Source organism: Hydrocarboniphaga sp. (assembly GCF_028291725.1).
Classification (GTDB): domain Bacteria; phylum Pseudomonadota; class Gammaproteobacteria; order Nevskiales; family Nevskiaceae; genus Hydrocarboniphaga.
Genome location: NZ_JAQGNT010000063.1, coordinates 66,934 through 90,608, shown reverse-complemented (window position 1 = coordinate 90,608; position 23,675 = coordinate 66,934). Strand labels below are relative to the sequence as shown.

Here is a 23,675-nt window from a genome sequence, read left to right as displayed (position 1 = left end):
ATAATGACCACCGAGGGTAGCTTCACCGCGACGGATTCCGTGTTGATCGTCGGTGCCGGCCACGCGGCCGGCGAAATGGCAATTGCTTTGCGCATGAACGGCTACACCGGCGCGGTGACCCTGGCCGGCGAAGAGCCGCACCTGCCGTACCAGCGCCCGCCGCTGTCGAAGGCTTTCCTGTCCGGCGAGATCACCGTTGAGCGCCTGCATGTGAAGGCGCCGGCGACCTACGACAACGCCAAGATCGAGTTCCTGCCCAATGCGCGCGCGGTGTCGATCGATCGCGCGGCCAGGACCGTGAGCTTCGAGGACGGCCGCAAGCTGTCGTACGGCAAGCTGGTGCTGGCCACCGGCGGCCGTCCGCGGTTGCTGAGCCTGGGGGACGAGCGCGTGAACCAGGCGCCGAACCTGCACTATCTGCGCACCATTGGCCACGTCGACGCGATGCGCGAGCAGTTCAAGGCCGGCAACAAGCTGGTGATCATCGGTGGCGGCTACATCGGCCTGGAAGTCGCGGCCGTGGCGCGCAAGAAGGGTATCGACGTCACCGTGCTCGAGGCGATGCCGCGGGTGCTGCAGCGGGTGACCGCGCCGGAGCTGTCCGAGTTCTATTCGCGCGTGCACACCGAGGCTGGCGTGCATATCCGGGTCAACACCGCGCTGACCGGCTTCGAGTTCGACGAGGCCGGCAAGATCACCACGGTGCTGGCCGGCGACGGCCTCAGAATCCCGGCCGACATGGTCATCGTCGGCATCGGCCTGATCCCGAACGTCGAGATCGCCCAGGAAGCCGGCCTGCTGATCGACAACGGCATCGCCGTCGACGAATACGGCCGGACCTCCGACCCGGACATCCTCGCCATCGGCGACTGCAGCAGCCACCCGAGCGCCTACGCCGGCCGGCGCATCCGCCTGGAGTCGGTGCCCAGCGCGCTGGAGCAGGCGCGCAGCGCCGCGGCGCTGCTGGTCGGCCAGCTCAAGCCCTACAACGCGGTGCCCTGGTTCTGGTCGGACCAGTACGACCTGAAGCTGCAGATGGTCGGACTCAACCAGGGCTACGACACCGTGGCGCTACGCGGCTCGCCATCGAGCCGCAGCTTCCTGGCGTTCTACCTGAAGGACGGCGTGTTGCTGGCGGTGGACTCGGTCAGCCGCCTGCCGGAATTCATGGTCGCCAAGAAGCTGGTCGCCGAGCGGCTGAAAGTCGAGCCCGCCCGCCTCGCCGACGAGACCAGGCCGCTGAAGGAGCTGCTGGCGCCAGCGAGCTGAGTTGTAGGTCGGCAATCCTTTGCCGACGTGAGGCCTGCTTTACGTATCGAAGGGTGCACGTCGGCAAGGGATTGCCGACCTAGGAAAAACCCGCGTCGGACTACGCGGCCTGGCGGCGAGCCAGAAAACGGTCGATGCCGACAGCGCTCTGGCTGGCTGCAGCGAGTTGGATCAAGCCACCCGCGATCGCCAGGTTCTTCAGGAAGTGAATCATCTGGTTCTGGTCGGCGAAGTGGTTGTGGAATACCACCGCGGTGACCAGGCTGAAGGCGGCCAGCACCGCCGCGACGATGCGGGTGCGGAAGCCGACCAGCAGCGCCAGGCCGAAGCCGACTTCGACGACAACGGCAATCAGGTAAGCCAGATCCGGAGCCGGCAGGCCGACCGAAGCAATGTAGCCCTTGGTGGCGGCCGGAGCGGCGAGCTTGCCGAAGCCGGCAGCCAGAAACAGCAGGCTCAGCATTACGCGGCCGACGGTGGCGGGGTAGGAAGGGTTCTGGATGGGGGTGGTGGTATTCATGGCGACCTCGTTCAGTGGGTGAGTAGGCCGGCGCTGGGGATCAGGTCGGTATGAATGCAGTCTAGATAGTCGCACCGTGTGTATAAAGATGCTGAAATCCGTAAGATCGTCCACTCAAGCATGACAATGGATGGGACATGGACCAGCTGGACGACCTGCGGATCTACGTCGCGACCGTGAACGCGCAAAGCTTCACCGCTGCCGCCGGCCGGCTCGGCCTGTCCAAGCAGTTCGTCAGCCGCCGGGTCGGCACGCTGGAGGCGCGGCTGGGCGTGCGCCTGCTGCTGCGGACCACGCGCAAGCTCAGCGTCACCGATCTCGGCCGCGACTATTACGAGCGAGCCCGGCTCATCCTGGAGCAGGTGGACGACGCCGATCGCGCGGTGAGCAGCCAGAACCTGCAGCCGCGCGGCAAGCTGCGGATCTCGGCGCCGATGTCCTTCGGCACTCTGCACTTGAGCCCGCTGTTGCCGCTGTTCCTGCAACGCAATCCCGAGGTCAGCGTCGAGCTGGACCTGAGCGATCGGCTGGTCGACGTGGTCGGTGAGGGTTACGACGTCGCGGTGCGTATTGCGCTGCTGGCGGACTCGTCTTTGATCGCGCGTACCGTCACGCCGGTGCAGCCCTACGTCTGCGCGAGTCCCGACTACCTGCGGCAACGCGGCACGCCGCTGACACCGGCCGATATCCGTGGGCACGACTGCCTGTTGTACGGGCACAGCCCGAGCGTCGAATGGGTGTTTGTCGACGGCAGCGGAAAGCGCATCGCGATCCCGGTACAGGGACAGCTCCGCGCCAACAACGGCGAACTCGGGCGCGACGCGGCGATTGCCGGGCTCGGCCTGACGCTGCTACCGGACTTCATCGTCGGCAACGCATTGAAAGACGGCCGGCTGGTCAGCGTGCTGGACGCCTGGATGCCGCCCCCGGGCGCGGTTTACGTGGTCTATCCGGCGCATCGGCAGACCTCGTCCGCGGTGCGTGCGTTCGCGGATTTCCTGGTCGAGACTTTCCAAGCGAAGTAGGTCGGCAATCCCTTGCCGACGTGTAGCTTCGATGCGTAAACCAAGCCTCACGTCGGCAAAGGATTGCCGACCTACGCACGTTTTACAGCAGGCCGTACTTCGCCTTGGCTTGCTGACGGCGCTGATGCAGCAGCGGCTCGGTGTAGCCGTTGGGCTGCTCGCAGCCCTTGAACACCAGGTCGCAGGCCGCATCGAAGGCGATGTCGTTGAAGGCCGGTGCCATCGCGCGATACAGCGGATCGCCGGCGTTCTGCCCGTCGACGACCGTGGCCATGCGCTTCAGCGTTTCCATCACCTGAGCCTTGTTGGTGAGCCCGTGGCGCAGCCAGTTGGCGATGTGCTGGCTGCTGATGCGCAAGGTCGCGCGATCTTCCATCAGGCCGATGTTGCTGATGTCCGGCACCTTGGAGCAGCCCACGCCCTGGTCGATCCAGCGCACCACGTAGCCGAGGATGCCCTGGGCGTTGTTGTCGAGTTCGTGCTGGATTTCTTCGGCGGTGAGCTGCGTATCGCCCAGCAGCGGGATCGTCAGGATCGCATCGAGGCTGGCCCTGGCGCGCTGGGCGAGCAGCGCCTGGCGCTCGAACACCTTGACCTGGTGATAGTGCGTCGCATGCAGGGTCGCGGCGGTCGGCGACGGCGTCCACGCCGTGGTCGCGCCGGCTTTCGGATGGCCGATCTTCTGCTCCAGCATCGCCGCCATCAGGTCCGGCATCGCCCACATGCCCTTGCCGATCTGCGCATGGCCCGGCAGGCCGCATTCCAGGCCGATATCGACGTTCCAGTCCTCATACGCGGCGATCCACGGCTGCTGCTTCATCACCGCCTTGCGCACCATCGGGCCGGCTTCCATCGAGGTGTGGATCTCGTCGCCGGTGCGGTCGAGGAAGCCAGTGTTGATGAACGCGACGCGCTCGCGCGCGGCGTAGATGCAGGCCTTGAGGTTGACCGTCGTGCGGCGCTCCTCGTCCATGATGCCGATCTTGATCGTATTGCGCGGCAGCTTGACCAGATCCTCGATCGCCGAGAACAGATCGCAGGTGAAAGCAACTTCCTCGGGGCCGTGCATCTTCGGCTTGACGATGTAGATGCTGCCGGCCCTGCTGTTGCGGTAGTGGTTGCGGGCTGCGACGTCGCGTGACGAGATCAGCACGGTGACGATGCCGTCGAGTATGCCTTCCGGAATCTCGAAGCCGTCGGCCAGGATCACCGCCGGGTTCGTCATCAGGTGGCCGACGTTGCGGATGAACAGCAGGCTGCGGCCCGGCAGCGTCAGCTTGCCGCCGGCCGGCGTCGTGTACTCGCGGTCCGGGTTCAGCGCGCGCCTGATCATTTTGCCGCCTTTTTCCAGGGTTTCGGCGAGATCGCCTTCAATCAGACCCAGCCAGTTGGAGTAGGCCACGACCTTGTCGACCGCGTCGACCGCGGCCACGGAATCCTCGCAGTCCTGGATCGTCGTGATCGCCGATTCCAGCACCACGTCCTTGACGCCGGCCGCATCGGTGGCGCCGATCACGTGGCGCCGATCGATCTCGATCTCGACATGCAGGCCATTGTTCTTCAGCAGCACCGAACTCGGCTTCGCCGCGTCGCCGGTGTAGCCGACGAACTTCGCCGCGTCGGCGAGGCCGGTCTTGGCGCCGCCGACGGTCACGACGAGCGTGCCGCCTTCAACGGCATAGGCGCTCGCGTCCTTGTGGCTGCCGCTGGCCAGCTGTGCCGCTTCGTCGAGGAATCTTTTCGCCCAGGCGATGACCTTGGCGCCGCGCACTTCGTTGTAGCCCGGTCCCTTCGCGGCGCCGTCGATCTCCGGGATCGCGTCGGTGCCATACAGCGCATCGTACAGCGAGCCCCAGCGCGCGTTGGCGGCGTTGAGCGCGTAACGCGCGTTCATCACCGGCACGACCAGCTGCGGGCCGCACTGCTCGGCGATTTCCGGATCGACGTTGGCCGTGGTCACCTTGAACTCGCCCGGCTCGGGCAGCAGGTAGCCGATTTCGCCGAGGAATTTCTTGTATGCGGCCGCGTCGTGCGGCTTGCCGGCGCGCTCGCGGTGCCAGGCGTCGATGCGCGCCTGGAGGCTGTCGCGCTTGGCGAGCAGGTCGCGGTTGCGCGGCGCAAACGTATCGGTGATCTTCTCGAAGCCCGCCCAGAACGCGGCCGGCTCGATGCCGGTGCCGGGCAGAATGCGTTGCTCGATGAACTCGCTCAGAACGCTCGCAACCTGCAGGCCGCCTTTCTGGATACGCGTGGTGCTCATGAAATCCTCATCGATGGGGTGAAAGGGCGCGCGGGCAGGGCTGGCCGGCCGGCCGGGGCGCGAATTTTACATGGTCGGGGCAGCTATGGCTCGGATCGCGGCGACCGGGCCGTGTGGTAATGGAACCCAATACGGAAAGCCATTACCGTAGTCGGCCCCCAACATCCGCAAGGATCGATTCCCGATGGTGCGCAACAACATCCTGATCACTGGCGCCAGTTCCGGCCTGGGCGAGGGCATGGCCCGCGAATGGGCCGCGCGTGGGCGCAACCTGGCGCTGTGCGCGCGTCGCACCGACAGGCTCGAGGCGCTGCGCGACGAACTGCTGACCACCTATCCGCATATCCAGGTCAGCGTACGGGCGCTGGACGTCAACGATCACGACGAAGTGTTCCGGGTGTTCCGCGCGTTTCGCGAAGAGTTCGGCACGATCGACCGGATTCTGGTCAACGCCGGCATGGGCAAGGGCGCGCCGCTGGGCACCGGTTATTTCCAGGCCAATCTGAAGACGGCAGAAACCAATTTCGTCGCGGCGTTGGCGCAATGCGAAGCCGCGCTGGAAATATTGCGTGATCAGCGCGAAGGCCATCTGGTGACGATCTCGTCGATGAGCGCGGTGCGCGGCATGCCTGGCGCGATGACGACCTACGCGGCGACCAAGGCCGGCCTCGCGGCGTTGAGCGAGGGCATACGCGCCGATCTGCTGGCCAGGAAAAGCAAGATCAAGGTGAGCACGATTTTCCCGGGCTACATCCGCTCGGAGATCAACGACAAGCTCAAGAGAGTGCCGTTCATCGTCGACACCAAAACCGGCTGCCGCGCACTGGTACGCGCGATCGAACGCGAACCTGCCGAGGCCTATGTGCCGTCCTGGCCGTGGACCTTGGTCGGTTTCTTCTTGAAGCATCTGCCGCTGGCGATCGTCGCAAAACTGGCGTGATGTCTGCGCGGGTCTCCTTCCTCGCGTGCGCAGCAGGGAACACAACCGGAGAGCAGTAGATGGGCGCGATTTATCTGGTGCGGCATGGGCAGGCCTCGTTCGGCGCGGCCGACTACGACGCGCTGTCGCCGCTCGGTGTCGAGCAGGCGGGCATACTCGGCCTGGCCTTGAAGCAACGCGGTATACGACTCGACCGCATCGCCTGCGGGCCGATGCGCCGCCATCGCCAGACCGCCGAAGCCTGCCTCGCCGGCATGAGCCTGTCGGCGCGCTGGGACGAGCATCCGGGCTGGAAGGAGTACGACCACGACGAGATGATCGCGCGCTTCGACCCGCGCCTCGCCGACCCGACCGAGCGGCATGCCTGTTTCGCCGGAGAAGCCGATCCGCGCCGCGCTTTCCAGGCGATGTTCGAGCAGGCTACCGAGCGCTGGATCAGCGGCGAGCATGACGGCGACTACGCCGAATCATGGCCGGCCTTCAATGCGCGCGTGACGGGCGCGCTGCGGGAGCTGGTGACATCGATGGGCCCTTCGCAGACCGCGCTGGTGTTCACTTCCGGCGGGCCGGTGGCATCGACCGCCGCCGATCTGCTGCATGTGCCGCTGCGCGATGCGGCGCGCTTGAACCGCATCATCGCCAATGCCTCGGTGACCAAGCTGATCTACAGCGATCGCGGCCTGTATCTGTCGACGTTCAACGAGCACGCCCATTTCGAAGGCGAGCGTTCGAGACAGCTGATCACTTATCGCTGAACCGCCGGGGCGAGCGATGGACGACGCGTATCCGAGTACCGCTGCAAGCCGTGCAAGCTATCCCTACGTCCAGCGCATCGGCACGCGCTGGAAGGACAACGACGTCTACGGCCACGTCAACAACATCGACTATTACAGCTTCTTCGATACCGTCATCAACACCTGGTTGATACGTCAAGGCGGGCTCGATATCCACTGCGGCGACACCATCGGTTTCTGTGCCGAATCGCATTGCAGATTTCTCAAGGCGCTGGCGTTTCCGGACGCGGTCGACGCCGCTCTGCGCGTCGCGCACCTGGGCAGGAGCAGCGTGCGCTACGAGATCGCGCTGTTCCGCGAAGGTGATGCCGAGCCTGCGGCCGAAGGCTGGTTCGTCCATGTATTCGTCGCGCGCGATACGCGGCGGCCCCAGGCGCTGCCGGAGCCGGTCCGCAGCGCACTGCAGCGCCTGCAGAAGGATCCGGGGTCATGAGTATCAAGGTCACCGGCGCGGTACTCGAAACGCTCGGCTTGCCGGCGCCGTATGCGCAGTCGCAGCCACTAAAGCTGCGCACGCTGGATCTCGATCCGCCGGGCCGCGGCGAACTGCTGGTGCAAGTGCGTGCGGCGGGCCTGTGTCACTCCGATCTGTCGGTGATCGACGGCTCGCGCCCCCGGCCGCTGCCAATGGTGCTCGGCCACGAAGCGGCCGGCCGGGTGATGGCGATCGGTCCGGATACCGAGGGCTATGCGATCGGCGACCAGGTGGTGTTCTCGTTCGTGCCGACTTGCGGCCACTGCGCGCCCTGCGCCAGCGGCCGGCCGGCGCTGTGCGAGCCCGGTGCCGCCGCGAACACCGCCGGCACACTGCTTGGCGGCGCTCGCCGCTGGCATCTGGGTGACGCGAGCCCGAATCATCATCTCGGCGTATCAGCCTTCGCCGAGACCACGGTCGTATCGGCGCGCTCCGCGGTGCGTATCGATTCCAGCCTGCCGGCGGAAATCGCGGCGCTGTTCGGCTGCGCGGTGATGACCGGTGTCGGCGCCGCGGTGAACACGGCGCACGTACAGCCGGGCGGGAGCGTGGCGGTATTCGGCCTCGGCGGCGTCGGTCTGGCCGCTTTGCTGGGCGCGCGGGCGGCCGGTGCGTATCCGTTGATCGCGATCGACGTGCTGCCGTCGAAGCTCGAACTCGCACGCGAACTCGGCGCGCATCATGTCGTGGCGGCAGGCGAGGACGCGGTCGCCGAAATCCGCTCGATCACCCGTGGCGGCGCGCAGATCACGATCGAAACCGTCGGCAACGAAATGGTGCTGGCACAGGCGTATGCGGCCACACGTCGAGGCGGCACGACGGTCACCGCCGGCCTGCCGCATCCGAGCAGGATGTTCTCGGTGCCCGCCGTCAGCCTGGTTGCCGAAGAACGCACGATCAAGGGCTCGTACATGGGCTCGGCGGTGCCGAGCCGCGATATCCCGCGCTATGTCGCTCTGTACCGCGCCGGACTGCTGCCGGTTGATCGGCTGCTGACGCACCGCTTGCGGCTGGACGAGATCAACGCCGGCTTCGATCGACTGGCGCTCGGGGAGGCAGTGCGGCAGGTGGTGTTGTTCGATTGAGAGCTGCACCTACAGGTGCGAAATCAGCTTTTCAGCGACGCCAGATCGATCACGAAGCGATACTTCACGTCGGCCTTTTCGAGCCGCGCATAAGCCTCGTTGATCTGCTGGATATCGATCATCTCGATGTCGGAGACGATGCCGTGTTCGGCGCAGAAGTCGAGCATCTCCTGGGTTTCGCGCAGGCCGCCGATGAACGAGCCGGCGAGGCTCTTGCGGCCGAGCACGACGCTGCGGGCATTGAACGGCGTCGGTTTCTCGGGCAGGCCGACCAGGCACATCGTGCTGTCGCGCTTGAGCAGGCGCAGATAGGCGTTGATGTCGTGCTCGGCCGACACCGTGTCGAGAATGAAATCGAAGCGATTGCCCTGCGCTTTCATCTGCGCCGGGTCGCTGGAGATCACCACTTCATCAGCGCCGAGACGCAGGCCGTCTTCGCGTTTGCTCTCGGAGGTGCTGAACAGCACCACGACGGCACCGAGCGCCTTGGCGATCTTCAGGCCCATGTGGCCAAGGCCGCCGAGGCCGACGATACCGACGCGCTGGCCCGGCCCGACCCTCCAGTGGCGCAGCGGCGAGTAGGTGGTGATGCCGGCGCATAGCAGCGGCGCCGCGGCGGCCAGATCCAGGCTCTGCGGAATCGTCAGCGCAAAGCGTTCCGCGACGACGTAGTTATTCGAATAGCCGCCGTAGGTCGGGATGCGCGTGCCGCGCTCGAAACCGCCATAAGTGCCGGTCGCCCCGCACTCGCAGAAATGTTCGTCGCCTTCGTGGCAGGGCGCGCATTCGCGGCAGCTGTCGACCAGGCAGCCGATGCCGGCGTGATCACCGATTTTGAACCGGGTGACCGCGCTGCCGACCTCGACGACCTTGCCGACGATTTCGTGGCCGGGTACCAGCGGGTAGCGCGTACTGCCCCAATCGTTGTTGACCGCGTGCAGATCGGAGTGGCAGACGCCGCAGAACAGCGCTTCGAGCACCACGTCGTACTCGCCCGGATCGCGGCGTTCGAAGTTGAAAGGCAGCAGCGGTGCCCGGGCCTGCGTCGCGGCATAGCCAATCGAGGTGATCAAGCGGGCTCTCCTGTGGGCGGGACGGATCGGGCGATTCTGCCACGCCCGGCCGGCATGGTCGGTGCGTATGGGGATCGCAACCGGGATCGCAACCGGGAGCGCCGAGGTACAATGCGCATTCTTGCCGCGCCCCAGGCCGGCCCCCCACGCGGCTGAGGACACATGCCCCAAATCACCTTCATCGAACACAACGGAACCAAGCACGTCGTCGAGGCGCCGATCGGCAAGTCGGTGATGCAGGTGGCCGTCGACAATATGGTGCCCGGCATCGTCGGCGATTGCGGCGGCTGCTGCAGCTGCGCGACTTGCCACGGTTACGTCGCGCCGGAATGGGCCGCCAAGCTCCCGGCCAAGCAGGAAGATGAAGAGATGATGCTCGAGGGCGCGCTCAATGTCAGGCCGACCAGCCGGCTGACCTGCCAGATCAATGTGAACCCGGATGTCGATGGGCTGGTGGTCGAGCTGCCCGTCAGCCAGTTCTGAGCCGCGCGATCCGCAACCGCGAAACATGAGCAGCCCCACGCCCAGCCGCCTTGAATTCGATGCGGCGACCCTGGAGCGGTTTCTCCGTCTGAAGCTGCCGGGCCTGCAGGGCGGGATGCGCCTGCAGCGGATCGGTGGCGGGCAGTCGAACCCGACGTTCTTCGTTGACTTCGACAATCGCAGGCTGGTGCTGCGCAAGCAGCCCGGCCCCGACATCCTGCCGGGCGCGCACGCGGTGGACCGCGAGGCGCGGATCATGCACGCGCTGGCCGCCACCGACGTGCCGGTGCCGGTGGTGCTGTTCTTCCATGCCGAGCGCGACATCGTCGGCACGCCGTTCTACGTGATGGAATGCCTGGAAGGCCGCGTGTTCGCCAGCTACGAGCTGCCGGGCGTGACGCCGGCCGAGCGCCGCCAGATGTATCGCTCGATGGCCGAGACCCTGGCGCGACTGCACAACGTCGATTTCGCCGCGATAGGCCTGGGCGACTACGGCAAGCCGGGCAATTATTTCCAGCGCCAGATCAACCGCTGGGGCAAGCAGTGGCGCGACACCAAGGTCAGCGACAATCCCTCGCTGGAGCGCCTGCTGGAATGGCTGCCGGCGAACATCCCGCCCGGCGATGAATCCAGCATCGCGCACGGCGACTATCGCGCCGGCAACCTGATGTTCCATCCCACCGAGCCGCGCGTGATCGCGGTGCTCGACTGGGAGCTTTCCACGCTCGGCCATCCGCTGGCCGACCTGGCTTATCACTGCATCGCCTGGCACACCGCAGCCGACGAGTACTACGGCCTGCGCGGTTTGGAGCTGGCCGCGCTCGGCATCCCCAGCGAGGCCGAGCACATTGCCGACTACTACCGTGTGTCGAGGCGCCAGGAGCCGATTCAGCAGTTCCATTTCGTATTCGCGCTGTTCCGCATCGCGGTGATTTTCGAAGGCATCGCTGCGCGAGCCAGGCAGGGTATCGCGGTCGCCGACAACGCCGAACAGGTCGGCCGTCTGGGCGCGGTGTTCTCGCAACGCGCGATGCAGCTCGTCGACGGCGCCTGAGCGCCGGTTCCACAGATCTTTAAGGAGTAAAAACCCATGTCCGCCGATCCTGTCGTCATCGTCTCCGCAATCCGTACGCCGATGGGCGCCTTCCAGGGCGCGTTCAAGGATGTGCCGGTGCCCGAACTCGGCGCCACCGCGATCCGCGCGGCACTGCAGCGTGCCGGCTTGGCGCCGGGCGCGGTTTCCGAAGTGCTGATGGGCTGTGTGCTGACCGCTGGTGTCGGCCAGGCGCCGGCGCGCCAGGCGGCGCTGAAAGCCGGCCTGCCGATGGGCACGCCCAGCACCACGGTCGGCAAGGTCTGCGGCTCGGGAATGAAGGCGGTGATGATTGCTCACGACGCGATCCTGGCCGGAAGCGCCGAGATTGTCGTCGCCGGCGGCATGGAGAGCATGACCGGTGCGCCCTACCTGATGAGCAAGGGCCGCGCAGGCTACCGCATGGGCCACTCGCAGATCTTCGACAGCATGATGCTCGACGGCCTGGAAGACGCCTACGAAGCGGGCCGCTCGATGGGCACCTTCGGCGAGCAGTGCGCCGACAAGTACCAGTTCAGCCGCGAAGCCCAGGACGCGTTTGCCACCGCCTCGGTGCAGCGTGCGCAGGCGGCGATCAAGGACGGCGCCTTTCTCGACGAAATCGTGCCGGTGACGGTCAAGGATCGCAGCGGTGAAACCATCGTCTCGGTCGACGAAGGCCCGGGCAAGATCAAGCTCGACAAGATCCCGACCTTGAAGCCGGCGTTCAAGAAAGACGGCACGATCACCGCCGCCTCCAGCTCATCGATCAACGACGGCGCCGCGGCCTTGGTGCTGATGCGCGAAAGCGAAGCAGCGAAGCGCGGCCTGAAGCCGCTGGCGAGAATCGTCGGCCACGCCAGCCACGCGCAGGAGCCGGCCTGGTTCACCACGGCCCCGGTCGGTGCGATGCAAAAGCTGTTTGCGCGCATCGGCTGGAAGTCCGAGGACGTGGATCTCTACGAGATCAACGAAGCCTTCGCGGTGGTGCCGATGGCGGCGATGGTCGAGCTGAAGATTCCGCACGACAAGGTCAACGTACATGGCGGCGCCTGCGCACTCGGCCATCCGATCGGCGCCAGCGGCGCGCGCGTGCTGGTGACCTTGCTGCACGCGCTCAAGCGCAGCGGCGGCAAGCGCGGCGTCGCGACGCTGTGCATCGGCGGTGGTGAAGGCACGGCGATGGCGGTGGAACTGATGTGACCCGTTGGGGTTTGCTGCGCTCACCCCAACCTACCAATCGACCCGTAGGTTGGGGTGAGCAAAGCGAACCCCAACATCCCCGCAACAAAAGCTCAGGCCTTCTTAACGCGGCTCTTGGGCTTGAGCATGGTGCCGATGCACTGGGGGCTGCCGCAGCGGCATTCCCAGATCTTTTTCAGCCGCGCGGTCTGGCGTACTTCCAGCGTGATGCCATAGTCGTAGGTCAGCTCTTCGCCGCGCTTGATATCGCGTAGTGCTTCTATGATCACGCGGTCCTTCTTCGGCCGGCCCTTGTCGTCCTCGTGCAGCACCGCCTGACAGTTGGGGTCGCAGCTGTAGTTGATCCAGCGCGCATCGGAGCCATCGACGTTGGCGTCGATGATGTAGCGCTCGTTGAGCGTGAACAGGAAGGTGTGGCCGGTCTCGCCGCCGTCGCCGTAATGACGGTCGGCGTAGGCGTGGGTAATCAGCCTGCCCCGATACTCGATAACCTCGGTTCCGGCTTTGAGTGTGCGGGCGGCAAAAACGCCGGTGCCGTGGATGGGGGAACGGCGGGCAATGATCGATCGGGTCATGGGATTCGCGGCTGGACTGCGGGTATTGTGCGTCAGCCGAAGCGCAGCGGGAAAGTCGCCGGCACAGGCATAATGGCGACCCTCAGAGCGCACCGCCGACAGGCGACCCGAGAACCTCATGGAGTTGTACCAGCTTAGAAGTTTCATCGCCGTGGCCGAGATGCGCCACCTGACGCGCGCGGCAGAGAAGCTGCATATCAGCCAGCCGGCGCTGTCGGCGCAGATCCGCGCGCTCGAAGACACCTTTGCGACCCCGCTGTTCGAGCGCACGCCGGCCGGCATGATGCTGACCGCGGCTGGCCGCCGCCTGCTGCCGATGGCCGAGAAAGTGCTGTCGGCGGCGCAGGCGATGCGCAACGAGGCGCGCGCGATCAAGGGCGAGATCGGCGGCATCGTCCGCGTCGGCACCGTCTCCGACCCCGATTTCATCCGCGTCGCGCCGTTCATGAGCGCGACCATGAGCCGTTATCCGCTGGTGGAGATCGAGTTCCATCACGTGGTCACCGGCGAGGCTTTCGAGATGGTCCGCGACGGCGGCCTGGACGCGAGCTTCTACTATGGTGATCTGAGCCATTCCGACGTGGTGTCGGTGCCGCTGCGCGAAGTGGTGTTCCGCATCGCCGTGCCGAGCGCCTGGAAAGACCGGCTGAAGACCAATAGCTTCGAAGAGATCGCGACCCAGCCCTGGGTGATTCCACCGCCGATCAGTACGCATCACGAGCTGATCAGCGGCCTGTTCAAGCAGCACGGCGTGCGGCCCTCGCGCATCGTCGAGGCCGATCACGAGGCCGTGATCAGCTCGCTGGCGATTGCCGGCCTGGGCATCGCGCTGATGCGCGAAGAAAAGGCGATGGAGCGCGCACGCTCCGGCGAAGTCATGCTGTGGGGCGATGTGCGCCTGGCGACCAAGCTGCAGTTCATCCACGCCAGGGAACGCAGCGACGACCCGATCATCCAGGCGATGGTCGGCATCATCCGCGAAGTCTGGGCGCCGGATTCGCCGCTGCCTTGATTTTTGGTTTTGACGGAAAAACGGCGGGTCATGACCCGCCCTACAAGATGCGGATCGTAGGGCGGGTCACGACCCCAATGGCACTACCTTAAGAAGAAAATCCCCTCTCCCGCTTGCGGGAGAGGGTGGCGCGGAGCGCCGGGTGAGGGGCTTATTCCCGCCGAACAGCCCCTCATCCGCCCCTTCGGGGCAGCATCGAACGCAAGCGGGAGAAGGGACTGCAACGCTTAAGGTAGTGTCATTGGGGTCACGACCCGCCGTCTCTCAAAACGCGCCGATGCTCAGTCCCGCCGCCAGCGTCTGCCCGATCTCCCGTGCACGCTGCAGCGCGGCCTGGTCCGGCTCGCCGATCACGATCAACGGCTCCGCCACTGCCTTCCACGCAAAGCCGCTCGCGATGCGCTCGATGCCGCGCAGCGCGCCGCTGCCGTCGTTGCCGGCGCTGATCAGCAGCGCATAAGGCAGGCCGATGCGCCGGCCTTCGCAGGGATAGTAGGTGCGATCCAGAAAGTCCTTGATCGCGCCGCTCATGTAGCCGAAATTTTCCGGCGTGCCGATCAGCAGGCCGTCGCAGCTCATCAACTCGTCGACACCGGCCTGCAGACCGTGCAGCAGCCGGCATTCGACTTCGTCGGCGAACTCGGCGGCACCGTCCAGTGCGGCATCGATCAGCTGCCGCGTGCGCCCGCTCTGGCTTGCGTACACCAGCAGCAGTTGCTTCTTCATCGGGTTGATTCGCCGGCTCAGGCGCGCAGTGTCTGCGAGCCGGCCCAGCGCTCGCCCGGCGCCAGGTGCACCGGCCGGCCGACCGTCGCGGCTTCGATGCAGAGCATGCGGCGGTAGCCGTCGACCTCCAGGTCCGCGAGCGCCGCGCCTTTTTCGGCACCCGGATTCCACACCACGGTATCGGTGAATCCGCGCTGCCCGATCAGCAGCCGGCTACTCGGCTGGATCAGCTCGAGCTGCGGCGGCGCATCGAAATAGATGCGGTCGACTTCGCCTACGATCGCGAGCTGTTCGCCCAGTTCGACGAACTCCGCGCTTCCCTGAGCCGAATCGCGATAACGCAGACCCTGCAGACCGAGCACGCGTACCTCGTCGATCGCGGCCACACGCAGATAGGTGTGCAGCGCGGCGGTGAATTGCATCGGCGTCTCGCCGGTGTTCAACACGCTCAGCTCGACCTGCAGCTGCGATCCACCGATTTCGATGGCCAGTTCGCAGCGGAAAGCCTGCGGCCATATCGCCAGACTCGCCGCGCTGGATTCGAGTGACCAGCGCGCGCGATCGGCCTGCTGTTCAAGCAGTGTCCACAGGCGGCTGCGTGCGAAGCCGTGTTTGGGCAGCGGTCCTTCGCCGGCGAACTGCGGAAAAATCACCGGTATGCCGCCGCGGATCGCGACCCCGGGAGCAAAAGCGGATCGCGTGCTCAGGAACAGCTGCTCGACACCCGAGGCGCTGCGCCAGGAACTCAGATGGGCGCCCTGCGCATGGATCTCGGCGCTGGCGCCGTCGGTGGATTGCAGGTGCAGGGACGGGGAAAGGTTCATCGGCGGGCGTCTTGTAGTGGGGCTTTACTGGCGTTGGTCTTAGTATGGGGCGGCTCAAGCGGTACGGACACTGCATGGTGTGGAGCCGGGGGGAGCCCGTCCAAGAGCCGATCGTCGTCCACAGGCAAGCCAGCGATCACAGAACTTAAAGGAGCTATTTCATGCACTCTCGTCCCCTGCAGCCGTTGCGGCTGCGCAATATCCCCGCGAACTGCGGTCTGCCGGCGCTGATCGCCGCGCTGATGGCCGCCGCTGCCCCGGCCCATGCCGAGGGCCCGCCGTTCATGAAGGACCTCGCCGCCAATCGGGGTGAAAGTCTGCCGATGCCCTATGGCCTCGCCGTGGTCTATTCGGATACCAAGCAGGATCTGGTGCTCGACAACCTCGACGTCACCGCCAACGGCAATCCGACCAGCGCGAGCAGCCTGCTGCACCTGGGCCACTCCGACATCAAGTCCAGCAGCGTGCTGGTCAAGGGCGACGTCTGGCTGCTGCCGTTTCTGGATGTGTTCGCCTTCGTCGGCCAGGCCAGCAACAAGCTCAAGGTCGACTACTCGGTCAACGGCTCCGAGGTCGCGGACTACTACGGCTCCACCGCCTGCGACGACGCGACTGACCGGCCCGCCTTCTGCGACCGCAACTTCACCGGCACCATCGACCGCGACTCGGACGCGCTGAACTACGGCGGCGGTGCGCTGCTTGCCGCCGCGCGCGGGCCGGCTTTTGCCTTGCTGGGACTGATCTACGCCACCAGCGACGCCAGCGGCGGAGACACCAAGGTGACCACGTTCACCGCCTCACCGCGGTTGGGCTGGCGCTTTACCACGCAGACCGGCGGTGTCGTGTCGGTTTACGGCGGCGCCAGCTTCGTCGACAGCAAGGTGGAGATCAACAGCCAGACTGTGTTCGAAACCGGAGCGCCGAGCGGCAGCGACATCCCCGCCGAAATCACTTTCGACTACTCACTGTCGCAGAAGAACGACCACGACTGGAGCTACCTCGCCGGCGTCAACTGGGACATCACCCGGCGCTGGACGCTGCAGGGCGAGTACGCACTCGGCGCCCGTGAAGGCCTGCTGACCTCGCTGATCTGGCGCTTCGGCGGCTAGCATTCGCGCCGCGCCGGCACGGTCATCGGCGCAAACCCGACCGCTCGACGGAACATCCGAACCGCGGTTCGGGTTTTGGGGCGTAATGCCGCCACGATCACGGGAGCGGTCATGGGCGGCAGGATGCAGCGAAATGTGCGGGTAACTGCCTACCAACGGGGTGCGGTCGCCATTTGGGTCGGCGTATCCATCGTCGCGCTGCTGACGGCCGCGTTTCTGGCGATCGAGACCGGGCGGCTTTATTACACGCAGCGTGATTTGCAGAGGATGGCGAATCTGGCTGCGGTTGCCGGTGTGCAATTCGCAAGCGGCTGCGCCGGACCAAACAGCAACGGTACGCTTGGCGGCCTGACTGAGGTCACCTCGCTGGTCAGCAACTTCATCGTCAGCAATGGCGGCGACTCGACTTATCTGACCTCTGGCATCAACGGCTACGTTCCGGTCGAGTTGGGTACGATGGTGACCCAGAACGATCTACGGGTCTTCAAGCCCCTGGTCGAGGGCGATCCGGGCATTACTGCGATCAGGGTCAACCTGACGCGCCCCCAGCCGACGCCTTTCACCGGCTTTCTGACCGGTGGAAATACGCTGCGGGTTTCGGCAACGGCCGAGCAGCCGTTGACCGGCAGCTTTACTGTCGGGTCGACACTGCTAAGCCTCAAAGGCGGTCTATTGAATCAGGTGCTGGGCGGCCTGCTGTGTCCGGCCGGTGACACTGTCTGCCAGGCGAACGTGATCAGTCTCAATGTCGTTTCCTACTCGACCGGGCTCGCCAATACCTCGATCTCGCTAGGACAGCTTTCGACGGCGGTTGGTGTCAGCGTCAAAGACTTGTCTGACCCTCTTGAGCTATCAACAAAGACGATCGTACTGTCAGATGCGCTCAATGGGCTCGCTGGTAGTCTTTCGGGTACCGTCAGCAGTTCGGTTACAGGGCTGCTGCTTAACCTGGCGGCGGCGTCCGCCGGCAACCGCAACGAAATCCCACTAGGGCAGGTGCTCGGCGCCGTAGATGACGTTGCCGGCGCGGTGCCCTTCATCAATGCGCTCGATTTAATTATGGCGCTGGGTGCCGCTGCGCACGCGGGAGAAGACGGTGCGGTAATGCCGATTGAGTTGCCGATCGAGCTTTCCATTCCCAGTGTCGCGACCGTCACCGCCTATTTGCGGATATTGCAGCCGGCACAGTCCAGTGGGGTTGCACGCCCGGGGTTCGCCAAGGCGAGCACTTCGCAGATACGGATCGAAGTGCGGATCAAGGCCGACCAATTGCTGACCGAGTTGACTCGTCAGCTGAGCATTATCATCAATGGCGCTGGCAACTTGCTGAAATTGCTCGGTGTCACGCTGGTTCTGGACGTCAGCGACTCGCTGAATATCGGCATCGATGTTTCAGTCGCCGCAGCCACGGCCTATCTGGACGGCGTCGTTTGTCCCTCGATCAACAACGGTATGCCGATTGCGCAGCTGAGCGCCTCGACCTCGCTGGCGGATGTCGATATCGGTACGTTTTCGGGAACGCCGACAGCGACGTATTCGCCGCCGCTGGACCGCTCGACGACCGGCTGGGACGTGCTCACGCTAACCGTCGGTCTGCGACCGCTGGGCACCATCGTCGAAACCGTGCACCTCGGCCTGACGTCGCTTGGCGTCAGCGATTCCGGAGTCCGCCCGTTACAGGATGTAACGATGTTCGAGCGCTTGGACGCACCGGCTGGCGTTCCGCTCGTGTACGGCGCACTGGGAAGTGCGGCGGTCCAGCCAGTGACGCCGGTCGCGGCGAATCCGCAGACCGTCGGCGCGCCGATCAGTATCACTCTGAACCTTGGCTTGTCCGTGATTCCGAGTGGATCGGGTACGCTCGGAGCGATCGGCGCCACGGTTGCCGGTCTGTTGACCACTGCCGAACAGCTTATCCAGCCGCTGCTCGACTTGGTAAACGGTCTGGTCGCGAGTCTGGTCAACCCGGTACTGGACGCTCTGGGGATCCAGACCGGAACCGGTACGGTGACGATGTACAGCGTCCAGGTGGGCCGGCCGACCAAGACGGCGGTCTGTATTCCGGGCGGTGCCGGCTCGACCGGTTGTCAGGTTCCCGAGTAAGCCGGACGAGATGTAGCCGATATACTCCGCGTTCCGTCACTCATGCCGCAGCGGATGACCAGCACCCGTCTCTACCGCATCAGCTTCCACAACCAGAACCAGATCTACGAGATCTACGCGCGCCAGGTCAGCCATGGCAGCATGCCGGGCTTCGTCGAGGTCGAGAAGCTGGTGTTCGGCGAGCGCACGACCGTGGTGGTCGATCCGTCCGAGGAGCGGCTGAAGACCGAGTTCGAGAATGTCGAGCGCTTCTACGTGCCGCTGCATGCGGTGATCCGCATCGACGAGGTCAGCAAGCAGGGCGCGGCGCGGATCGTTGGCGGCAGTGACGGCGGTTCCAAGGTCATGCCGTTTCCAACGTACACCAACCCCGATCTGACGCGCCGGTGATGCGTTTCGCGATGCTCGGCTCCGGCAGCCGTGGCAATGCCACGCTGATCGAGGCCGGCGCTACTCGCGTGCTGGTCGACTGCGGTTTCAACCTCGGCGTCACCGAATCGCGGCTGCAGCGGCTCGGCATCGAGCCGGGTTCGATTTCGGCGATCCTGGTCACGCACGAGCATGGCGATCATCTCGGCGGTGTCGCCCGGCTGGCGCGGCGGCACGGCATCGAGGTCTGGATGACGCCCGGGACTTGCTCGGCCTGGGGGGAGCACCGAGTCGAGCAGGTCCGCCTGTTCAGCCCGCATGCGGACTGGAGCATCGGCGACCTTCACGTGCAGCCCTATCCGGTGCCGCACGATGCGCGCGAGCCCTGCCAGTACGTGTTCGCGTACCGCGGGCTGCGCGTCGGCATCCTGTCCGATGCCGGCGCGGTGACGCCCTACATGCAGCTGATGCTGGATCGTTGCGATGCGCTGATGCTGGAATGCAATCACGACAGCGCGATGCTGGCCGCCGGCCCGTATCCGTACAGCCTGAAGCATCGTGTCGGTGGCGGGCTTGGGCATCTGAGCAACGAGCAGTCCGCGGCGCTGCTGCGCGGCGTCGACCGCAGCCGCTTGCAGCATCTGGTGCTCACGCATCTGTCGGAAACCAACAATACGCCGGAGCTGGCGCTGCGGGCGGCCCGCGACGCGATGCAGTCGGCTGCCGACTGGATCGTCTGCGCGGGTCAGGACGAGGGACTGGCCTGGCGCGAGGTTGCGTAGGTCGGCAATCCTTTGCCGACGTGAGGCCCCGGTTGCGTATCGATCGTACACGTCGGCAAGGGATTGCCGACCTACGGGAGCTTGATTCCGTATGAGACAATAGCGGCCTCAATTGCAGCCCCTGTGCACCAGGATCGTCGATGCCCCTGCTCGTATTGCCCGGCACCGCAAGTCTTTCTTCCTTCCGTCTTCAGCGCCTGTTTGATGAACTCCGCCCGCTGGCTCCCGGCCTGAGCGCGCTGAAGGTTCTGGATTTTTACCTGGTCGATGCCGAATCGACCTCGGCAGCCGATCTGCGTCAACTGGTCGGTGAAGGCCCCGCAGCGTTCCCGAAAGCTGCGCTGTCGCTATTCGTCGTGCCGCGCGTCGGCACCTTGTCGCCTTGGTCGTCCAAGGCCACCGACATCGCGAGCGTTTGCGGGCTCGTCGGCGTCAAGCGAATCGAGCGCGGCCGTGCCTATCGGTTTGAAGGCATCGGCGAACTGTCGCTGGCTGCGCAGGCGCTGCTGCACGATCCGATGATGGAGTCGGTGCTGAGCGATGTCACTGCACTGCAGAACGTCTTTGCGACGCCGCCGCGGCGGCCGCTGCGCAGCGTCGACGTGCTCGGCAGCGGCGCCGCCGCGCTCGCCGCTGCGAATGCGGACTGGGGCCTGGCGCTGTCGGAGCAGGAGATCGAGTACCTCGCCGCGCATTACACGCGCGCCGGCAAGAACCCGACCGACGCCGAGCTGATGATGTTCGCGCAGGTCAATTCCGAGCATTGCCGCCACAAGATCTTCAACGCCGAATTCACCGTCGACGGCGCGGTGCAGCCGCATTCGTTGTTCCAGATGATCCGGCTGACGCATGCGGCCTCGCCGCAGGGTGTGCTGTCCGCTTACACCGATAACTCCTCGGTGATCGAAGGCCACACGGCGATGCGCCTGTTCGCCGACGCCGATCACGTGTATCGCGGCCACGACGAGCCGGTGCACATCCTGATGAAGGTCGAGACGCACAATCACCCCACCGGTATCTCGCCGCACCCGGGCGCCGCCACCGGTGCCGGCGGCGAAATCCGCGACGAGGCCGCGACCGGCACCGGCTCGCGGCCCAAGGCCGGGCTCGCCGGTTTTACCGTCGCCAATCTGCGCATTCCCGGCTTCGAGCAGCCCTGGGAGGCCGCGCTGTCGCGGCCGACACGGATGGCCTCGGCGCTGCAGATCATGATCGATGCGCCGCTCGGCGCGGCCGCCTACAACAACGAGTTCGGCCGTCCCAATCTCAACGGTTATTTCCGCACGTTCGAGGCGATCACCGCCGATGGCCGCAACCGCGGCTATCACAAGCCGATCATGATCGCCGGCGGCTACGGCAGCATCCGCGCCGGCAACGTGCTCAAGCAAGAGGTCGTCGAAGGCGCCAGGCTGGTGGTGCTCGGCGGGCCGGCGATGCTGATCGGTCTGGGCGGCGGCGCCGCGAGTTCGATGGCCACCGGCAGCAGTCACGAGGCTCTGGACTTTGCCTCGGTGCAGCGCGCGAATCCGGAGCTGGAACGCCGCTGCCAGGAGGTCATCGATGCCTGCTGGGCTCTGGGCGATGCCAATCCGATCCTGTCGATACACGACGTCGGCGCCGGCGGCATCTCCAACGCGCTGCCCGAGCTGGTGCATGCCGACGATCGCGGCGGCCGCTTCCAGCTGCGCGACGTGCTGAGCGCCGATCCCTCGCTGTCGCCGATGGAAATCTGGTGCAACGAATCGCAGGAGCGCTACGTGCTCGCGCTGAAGCCGGAAGGCCTGGCGATGCTCGAAGCCGCCTGCGCTCGCGAACGCTGCCCGTATGCGGTGGTCGGCGTCGCCACCGCCGAGCGTCAGCTGATCGTCGAAGACGCGCTGGGCGATGCGCGCGCCGTCGACATGCCGATGCCGGTGCTGCTCGGCAAGCCGCCGCGCATGCAGCGCAATACGCGGCGCGAGAAATCGCTGACGCGCGCGTTCGATACCAGCGCCATCGATATCGCCGACGCCGCGCAGCGCCTGCTCAAGCTGCCGACGATCGCGGCAAAGAATTTCCTGATCACGATCGGCGACCGCACGGTCGGCGGCTTGTCGGTGCGCGACCAGATGGTGGGCCCCTGGCAGGTTCCGGTTGCCGATTGCGCGGTCACCGCGACCGGCTTCGAAGCGAGCACGGGCGAGGCGATGGCGATGGGCGAGCGGCCGCTGCTGGCGCTGCTCGACGCGGCCGCGTCGTCGCGCATGGCGGTCGGCGAGGCCATCACCAACATCATGTCGGCCAGCATCGTGCGCATCGAAGACATTCGCCTGTCGGCCAACTGGATGGCGGCCTGTGGCCAGAATGACGAGGACGCGCGCCTGTTCGACGCGGTGAAGGCGATCGGCGAAGAGCTGTGCCCCAGGCTGGGCATCGCGATCCCGGTCGGCAAGGATTCGCTGTCGATGAAGTCGCTGTGGAGCGAGAACGGCGCGGCGCGCGCTCAGACCGCGCCGGTGACCGCGATCATCTCGGCGTTCGCGCCGGTGGCCGACGTGCGCCGCACGCTGACGCCGCAGCTGCGCAGCGACGCCGGCGATACGCGTCTGCTGCTGATCGATTTGGGCAACGGCAAGAACCGCATCGGCGGCTCGGCGCTGGCACAGGTGTTCGGTCAGGTCGGCGAGACCGCGCCGGATCTGGATCATCCCGAGCAGCTGAGCACGGTGTTCATGCTGGTGCAGTGGCTCAACACCCAGAACAAGATCCTGGCCTGCCATGATCGTTCCGATGGCGGCTTGTTCGTGACGCTGGCCGAGATGAGTTTCGCCGGCCATGTCGGCGTGTCGGTCGAACTCGCCGGCCGCGATGCGGCGGCGACACTGTTCTGTGAGGAGCTGGGCCTGGTACTGCAGGTTCGCAGCGAAGACCTGGGCGGCATCCTCGCGAAAACCCGGGCTGCAGGCATCACCGCGACGGACATCGGCACGCTCAACGCCAGTGATCGCATCGTCATCAACGTTGCCGGCCGGACCGTGCTCGACGAGCCGCGCCAGAGCCTGCACAAGACCTGGGCCGAGACCAGCTATCGCATCGCCGCGCTGCGCGACAACCCGGATTGCGCGCGCGAGGAATTCGACGCGATCGGTGAGGCTGGCGATCCAGGCCTGAGCCTGCATCTGACGTTCGATATCGGCGCCGCGCCGGCGGTGCTGGGCAAGCGTCCGCGCGTCGCGATCCTGCGCGAGCAGGGCGTCAACGGTCACATCGAAATGGCCTACGCGTTCCAGGCCGCCGGTTTCGAATCCGTCGACGTACACATGTCCGACGTGCTCGAAGGCCGCGTTCGTTTGAGTGCATTCAGCGGCCTCGCCGCCTGCGGCGGTTTCTCTTATGGCGACGTGCTCGGAGCCGGGCAGGGCTGGGCCAAGACCATTTTGTTCTCGCAGCGCGGGCGCGAGGAATTCGCCGCGTTTCTGGCCGACCCGGCCAAGTTCGCGCTCGGTGTCTGCAACGGCTGCCAGATGTTCGCGGCGCTGAAGGACATCGTGCCCGGTGCGGCTGCATGGCCGGCTTTCCGCCGCAACGCATCCGAGCAGTTCGAAGCGCGCTGGGGCATGGTCGAGGTGCTGCAGAGCAAGTCGATGCTGTTCGACGGCATGGCGGGCTCGCGTCTGCCGATTGCGATCGCGCACGGCGAAGGCCTTGCGGTTTTCACCCATGACAGCGATCTGAAAACGCTGCAGGCTGCCGGCCAGATCGCGATGCGCTTCATCGACAATCACGGCCGCATCGCGACCAGGTATCCGGCGAACCCGAACGGCTCGCCGGAGGGACTCACCTCGGTCTGCAACGACGACGGCCGCATCACCATCCTGATGCCGCACGCCGAGCGCACGATTCACGGTGTCACCGGCTCCTGGTGGCCGCAAGCTTTCGATGGCAGGACGCCGTGGTTCCGCATGTTCCAGAACGCACGCCGCTGGGTCGGCTGAGC

General features: G+C 65.7%; 21 protein-coding genes. 15 read left to right on the top strand and 6 right to left on the bottom strand.

Annotated features, from left to right (window positions below; genetic code table 11):
- Positions 1-3 precede the first annotated feature (3 nt).
- Complete coding sequence (locus tag JWQ90_RS17535) at positions 4-1,269, top strand: NAD(P)/FAD-dependent oxidoreductase (protein ID WP_299696290.1); 1,266 nt, start codon at positions 4-6, stop codon at positions 1,267-1,269.
- 100 nt (positions 1,270-1,369) lie between these two features.
- Here JWQ90_RS17535 and JWQ90_RS17530 read toward each other — a convergent pair whose 3' ends face one another.
- A complete protein-coding gene (locus JWQ90_RS17530) occupies positions 1,370-1,789 on the bottom strand; it encodes a DoxX family protein (protein ID WP_299696289.1) in 420 nt (139 codons plus the stop codon).
- A gap of 137 nt (positions 1,790-1,926) precedes the next feature.
- On the opposite strand from JWQ90_RS17530, the gene JWQ90_RS17525 reads away from it, so the two are divergent.
- Positions 1,927-2,814 carry a LysR family transcriptional regulator gene (locus JWQ90_RS17525; protein ID WP_299696288.1) on the top strand — a complete coding sequence of 296 codons (888 nt, stop codon included), beginning with the start codon at positions 1,927-1,929 and terminating at the stop codon, positions 2,812-2,814.
- A gap of 82 nt (positions 2,815-2,896) precedes the next feature.
- Here the strand turns inward: JWQ90_RS17525 and JWQ90_RS17520 are convergent, their stop codons facing one another.
- Complete coding sequence (locus tag JWQ90_RS17520; protein ID WP_299696287.1) at positions 2,897-5,074, bottom strand: malate synthase G; 2,178 nt, start codon at positions 5,072-5,074, stop codon at positions 2,897-2,899.
- 184 nt (positions 5,075-5,258) lie between these two features.
- Between JWQ90_RS17520 and JWQ90_RS17515 the strand changes: the two genes are divergently transcribed.
- Genes JWQ90_RS17515 through JWQ90_RS17500 form a run of 4 tightly spaced genes read left to right on the top strand, consistent with a single transcriptional unit; the run spans position 5,259 to position 8,368 of the window.
- Positions 5,259-6,014 (top strand): SDR family oxidoreductase, encoded by a 756-nt coding sequence (locus tag JWQ90_RS17515; RefSeq protein WP_299696286.1) that lies wholly within the window; start codon positions 5,259-5,261, stop codon positions 6,012-6,014.
- A 59-nt stretch (positions 6,015-6,073) separates the two neighbouring features.
- Positions 6,074-6,769, top strand: coding sequence for a histidine phosphatase family protein (locus JWQ90_RS17510; protein ID WP_299696285.1), 696 nt, complete (start codon positions 6,074-6,076; stop codon positions 6,767-6,769).
- Between the two features lie 16 nt (positions 6,770-6,785).
- Entirely contained in the window at positions 6,786-7,241 is a 456-nt protein-coding gene (locus tag JWQ90_RS17505; RefSeq protein WP_299696284.1) for a thioesterase family protein, read from the top strand.
- A gap of 2 nt (positions 7,242-7,243) precedes the next feature.
- Positions 7,244-8,368 carry a zinc-dependent alcohol dehydrogenase family protein gene (locus JWQ90_RS17500; protein WP_366919539.1) on the top strand — a complete coding sequence of 375 codons (1,125 nt, stop codon included), beginning with the start codon at positions 7,244-7,246 and terminating at the stop codon, positions 8,366-8,368.
- A 23-nt stretch (positions 8,369-8,391) separates the two neighbouring features.
- On the opposite strand, the gene JWQ90_RS17495 is transcribed toward JWQ90_RS17500, so the two are convergent.
- Positions 8,392-9,441: an NAD(P)-dependent alcohol dehydrogenase gene (locus JWQ90_RS17495; RefSeq protein WP_299696282.1), complete on the bottom strand. Its 1,050-nt coding sequence runs from the start codon at positions 9,439-9,441 to the stop codon at positions 8,392-8,394.
- Between the two features lie 162 nt (positions 9,442-9,603).
- Between JWQ90_RS17495 and JWQ90_RS17490 the strand changes: the two genes are divergently transcribed.
- The 3 genes from JWQ90_RS17490 to JWQ90_RS17480 are packed head-to-tail and all read left to right on the top strand — an operon-like array spanning position 9,604 to position 12,199.
- On the top strand, positions 9,604-9,924 hold the full coding sequence (locus JWQ90_RS17490) for a 2Fe-2S iron-sulfur cluster-binding protein (RefSeq protein ID WP_299696281.1): 321 nt from the start codon (positions 9,604-9,606) through the stop codon (positions 9,922-9,924).
- Positions 9,925-9,949: 25 nt separating this feature from the next.
- Positions 9,950-10,978 carry a phosphotransferase family protein gene (locus JWQ90_RS17485; protein ID WP_299696280.1) on the top strand — a complete coding sequence of 343 codons (1,029 nt, stop codon included), beginning with the start codon at positions 9,950-9,952 and terminating at the stop codon, positions 10,976-10,978.
- 36 nt (positions 10,979-11,014) lie between these two features.
- Complete coding sequence (locus JWQ90_RS17480) at positions 11,015-12,199, top strand: acetyl-CoA C-acyltransferase (protein WP_299696279.1); 1,185 nt, start codon at positions 11,015-11,017, stop codon at positions 12,197-12,199.
- Between the two features lie 92 nt (positions 12,200-12,291).
- Here JWQ90_RS17480 and JWQ90_RS17475 read toward each other — a convergent pair whose 3' ends face one another.
- Positions 12,292-12,774: an SET domain-containing protein-lysine N-methyltransferase gene (locus tag JWQ90_RS17475; RefSeq protein ID WP_299696278.1), complete on the bottom strand. Its 483-nt coding sequence runs from the start codon at positions 12,772-12,774 to the stop codon at positions 12,292-12,294.
- Between the two features lie 118 nt (positions 12,775-12,892).
- Here JWQ90_RS17475 and JWQ90_RS17470 point away from each other — a divergent pair, with 118 nt between their 5' ends.
- Positions 12,893-13,786: a LysR family transcriptional regulator gene (locus JWQ90_RS17470; protein WP_299696277.1), complete on the top strand. Its 894-nt coding sequence runs from the start codon at positions 12,893-12,895 to the stop codon at positions 13,784-13,786.
- Between the two features lie 264 nt (positions 13,787-14,050).
- Here the strand turns inward: JWQ90_RS17470 and JWQ90_RS17465 are convergent, their stop codons facing one another.
- Together JWQ90_RS17465 and JWQ90_RS17460 are read right to left on the bottom strand one after the other, a co-directional pair.
- The gene (locus JWQ90_RS17465) at positions 14,051-14,512 is read right to left on the bottom strand and encodes an NAD(P)H-dependent oxidoreductase (RefSeq protein ID WP_299696276.1); all 462 of its coding nucleotides are present in this window, start codon (positions 14,510-14,512) and stop codon (positions 14,051-14,053) included.
- Between the two features lie 17 nt (positions 14,513-14,529).
- The gene (locus JWQ90_RS17460) at positions 14,530-15,336 is read right to left on the bottom strand and encodes a D-hexose-6-phosphate mutarotase (RefSeq protein ID WP_299696275.1); all 807 of its coding nucleotides are present in this window, start codon (positions 15,334-15,336) and stop codon (positions 14,530-14,532) included.
- 161 nt (positions 15,337-15,497) lie between these two features.
- Here JWQ90_RS17460 and JWQ90_RS17455 point away from each other — a divergent pair, with 161 nt between their 5' ends.
- From JWQ90_RS17455 to purL, 5 genes are all read left to right on the top strand, one after another.
- The gene (locus tag JWQ90_RS17455; RefSeq protein WP_299696274.1) at positions 15,498-16,445 is read left to right on the top strand and encodes an outer membrane beta-barrel protein; all 948 of its coding nucleotides are present in this window, start codon (positions 15,498-15,500) and stop codon (positions 16,443-16,445) included.
- A gap of 111 nt (positions 16,446-16,556) precedes the next feature.
- Positions 16,557-18,548, top strand: a complete 1,992-nt coding sequence (locus JWQ90_RS17450; protein WP_299696273.1) for a pilus assembly protein TadG-related protein — start codon at positions 16,557-16,559, stop codon at positions 18,546-18,548.
- Between the two features lie 54 nt (positions 18,549-18,602).
- Positions 18,603-18,938: a DUF1820 family protein gene (locus tag JWQ90_RS17445; RefSeq protein ID WP_299696272.1), complete on the top strand. Its 336-nt coding sequence runs from the start codon at positions 18,603-18,605 to the stop codon at positions 18,936-18,938.
- Complete coding sequence (locus JWQ90_RS17440) at positions 18,938-19,699, top strand: MBL fold metallo-hydrolase (protein ID WP_299696271.1); 762 nt, start codon at positions 18,938-18,940, stop codon at positions 19,697-19,699. Before JWQ90_RS17445 ends, JWQ90_RS17440 begins: the two co-directional genes overlap by 1 nt.
- A gap of 140 nt (positions 19,700-19,839) precedes the next feature.
- A complete protein-coding gene (gene purL / locus JWQ90_RS17435) occupies positions 19,840-23,673 on the top strand; it encodes a phosphoribosylformylglycinamidine synthase (RefSeq protein WP_299696270.1) in 3,834 nt (1,277 codons plus the stop codon).
- Positions 23,674-23,675: the final 2 nt, after the last annotated feature.

What these genes read in the sequence shown, in the direction of transcription:
- JWQ90_RS17535 (WP_299696290.1), top strand. Translation starts at nt 4, where the DNA reads ATGACCACCGAGGGTAGCTTCACCGCGACGGATTCCGTGTTGATCGTC.
- JWQ90_RS17530 (WP_299696289.1), bottom strand. Translation starts at nt 1,789, where the DNA reads ATGAATACCACCACCCCCATCCAGAACCCTTCCTACCCCGCCACCGTC.
- JWQ90_RS17525 (WP_299696288.1), top strand. Translation starts at nt 1,927, where the DNA reads ATGGACCAGCTGGACGACCTGCGGATCTACGTCGCGACCGTGAACGCG.
- JWQ90_RS17520 (WP_299696287.1), bottom strand. Translation starts at nt 5,074, where the DNA reads ATGAGCACCACGCGTATCCAGAAAGGCGGCCTGCAGGTTGCGAGCGTT.
- JWQ90_RS17515 (WP_299696286.1), top strand. Translation starts at nt 5,259, where the DNA reads ATGGTGCGCAACAACATCCTGATCACTGGCGCCAGTTCCGGCCTGGGC.
- JWQ90_RS17510 (WP_299696285.1), top strand. Translation starts at nt 6,074, where the DNA reads ATGGGCGCGATTTATCTGGTGCGGCATGGGCAGGCCTCGTTCGGCGCG.
- JWQ90_RS17505 (WP_299696284.1), top strand. Translation starts at nt 6,786, where the DNA reads ATGGACGACGCGTATCCGAGTACCGCTGCAAGCCGTGCAAGCTATCCC.
- JWQ90_RS17490 (WP_299696281.1), top strand. Translation starts at nt 9,604, where the DNA reads ATGCCCCAAATCACCTTCATCGAACACAACGGAACCAAGCACGTCGTC.
- JWQ90_RS17485 (WP_299696280.1), top strand. Translation starts at nt 9,950, where the DNA reads ATGAGCAGCCCCACGCCCAGCCGCCTTGAATTCGATGCGGCGACCCTG.
- JWQ90_RS17480 (WP_299696279.1), top strand. Translation starts at nt 11,015, where the DNA reads ATGTCCGCCGATCCTGTCGTCATCGTCTCCGCAATCCGTACGCCGATG.
- JWQ90_RS17475 (WP_299696278.1), bottom strand. Translation starts at nt 12,774, where the DNA reads ATGACCCGATCGATCATTGCCCGCCGTTCCCCCATCCACGGCACCGGC.
- JWQ90_RS17470 (WP_299696277.1), top strand. Translation starts at nt 12,893, where the DNA reads ATGGAGTTGTACCAGCTTAGAAGTTTCATCGCCGTGGCCGAGATGCGC.
- JWQ90_RS17465 (WP_299696276.1), bottom strand. Translation starts at nt 14,512, where the DNA reads ATGAAGAAGCAACTGCTGCTGGTGTACGCAAGCCAGAGCGGGCGCACG.
- JWQ90_RS17460 (WP_299696275.1), bottom strand. Translation starts at nt 15,336, where the DNA reads ATGAACCTTTCCCCGTCCCTGCACCTGCAATCCACCGACGGCGCCAGC.
- JWQ90_RS17455 (WP_299696274.1), top strand. Translation starts at nt 15,498, where the DNA reads ATGCACTCTCGTCCCCTGCAGCCGTTGCGGCTGCGCAATATCCCCGCG.
- JWQ90_RS17450 (WP_299696273.1), top strand. Translation starts at nt 16,557, where the DNA reads ATGGGCGGCAGGATGCAGCGAAATGTGCGGGTAACTGCCTACCAACGG.
- JWQ90_RS17445 (WP_299696272.1), top strand. Translation starts at nt 18,603, where the DNA reads ATGACCAGCACCCGTCTCTACCGCATCAGCTTCCACAACCAGAACCAG.
- JWQ90_RS17440 (WP_299696271.1), top strand. Translation starts at nt 18,938, where the DNA reads ATGCGTTTCGCGATGCTCGGCTCCGGCAGCCGTGGCAATGCCACGCTG.
- purL (WP_299696270.1), top strand. Translation starts at nt 19,840, where the DNA reads ATGCCCCTGCTCGTATTGCCCGGCACCGCAAGTCTTTCTTCCTTCCGT.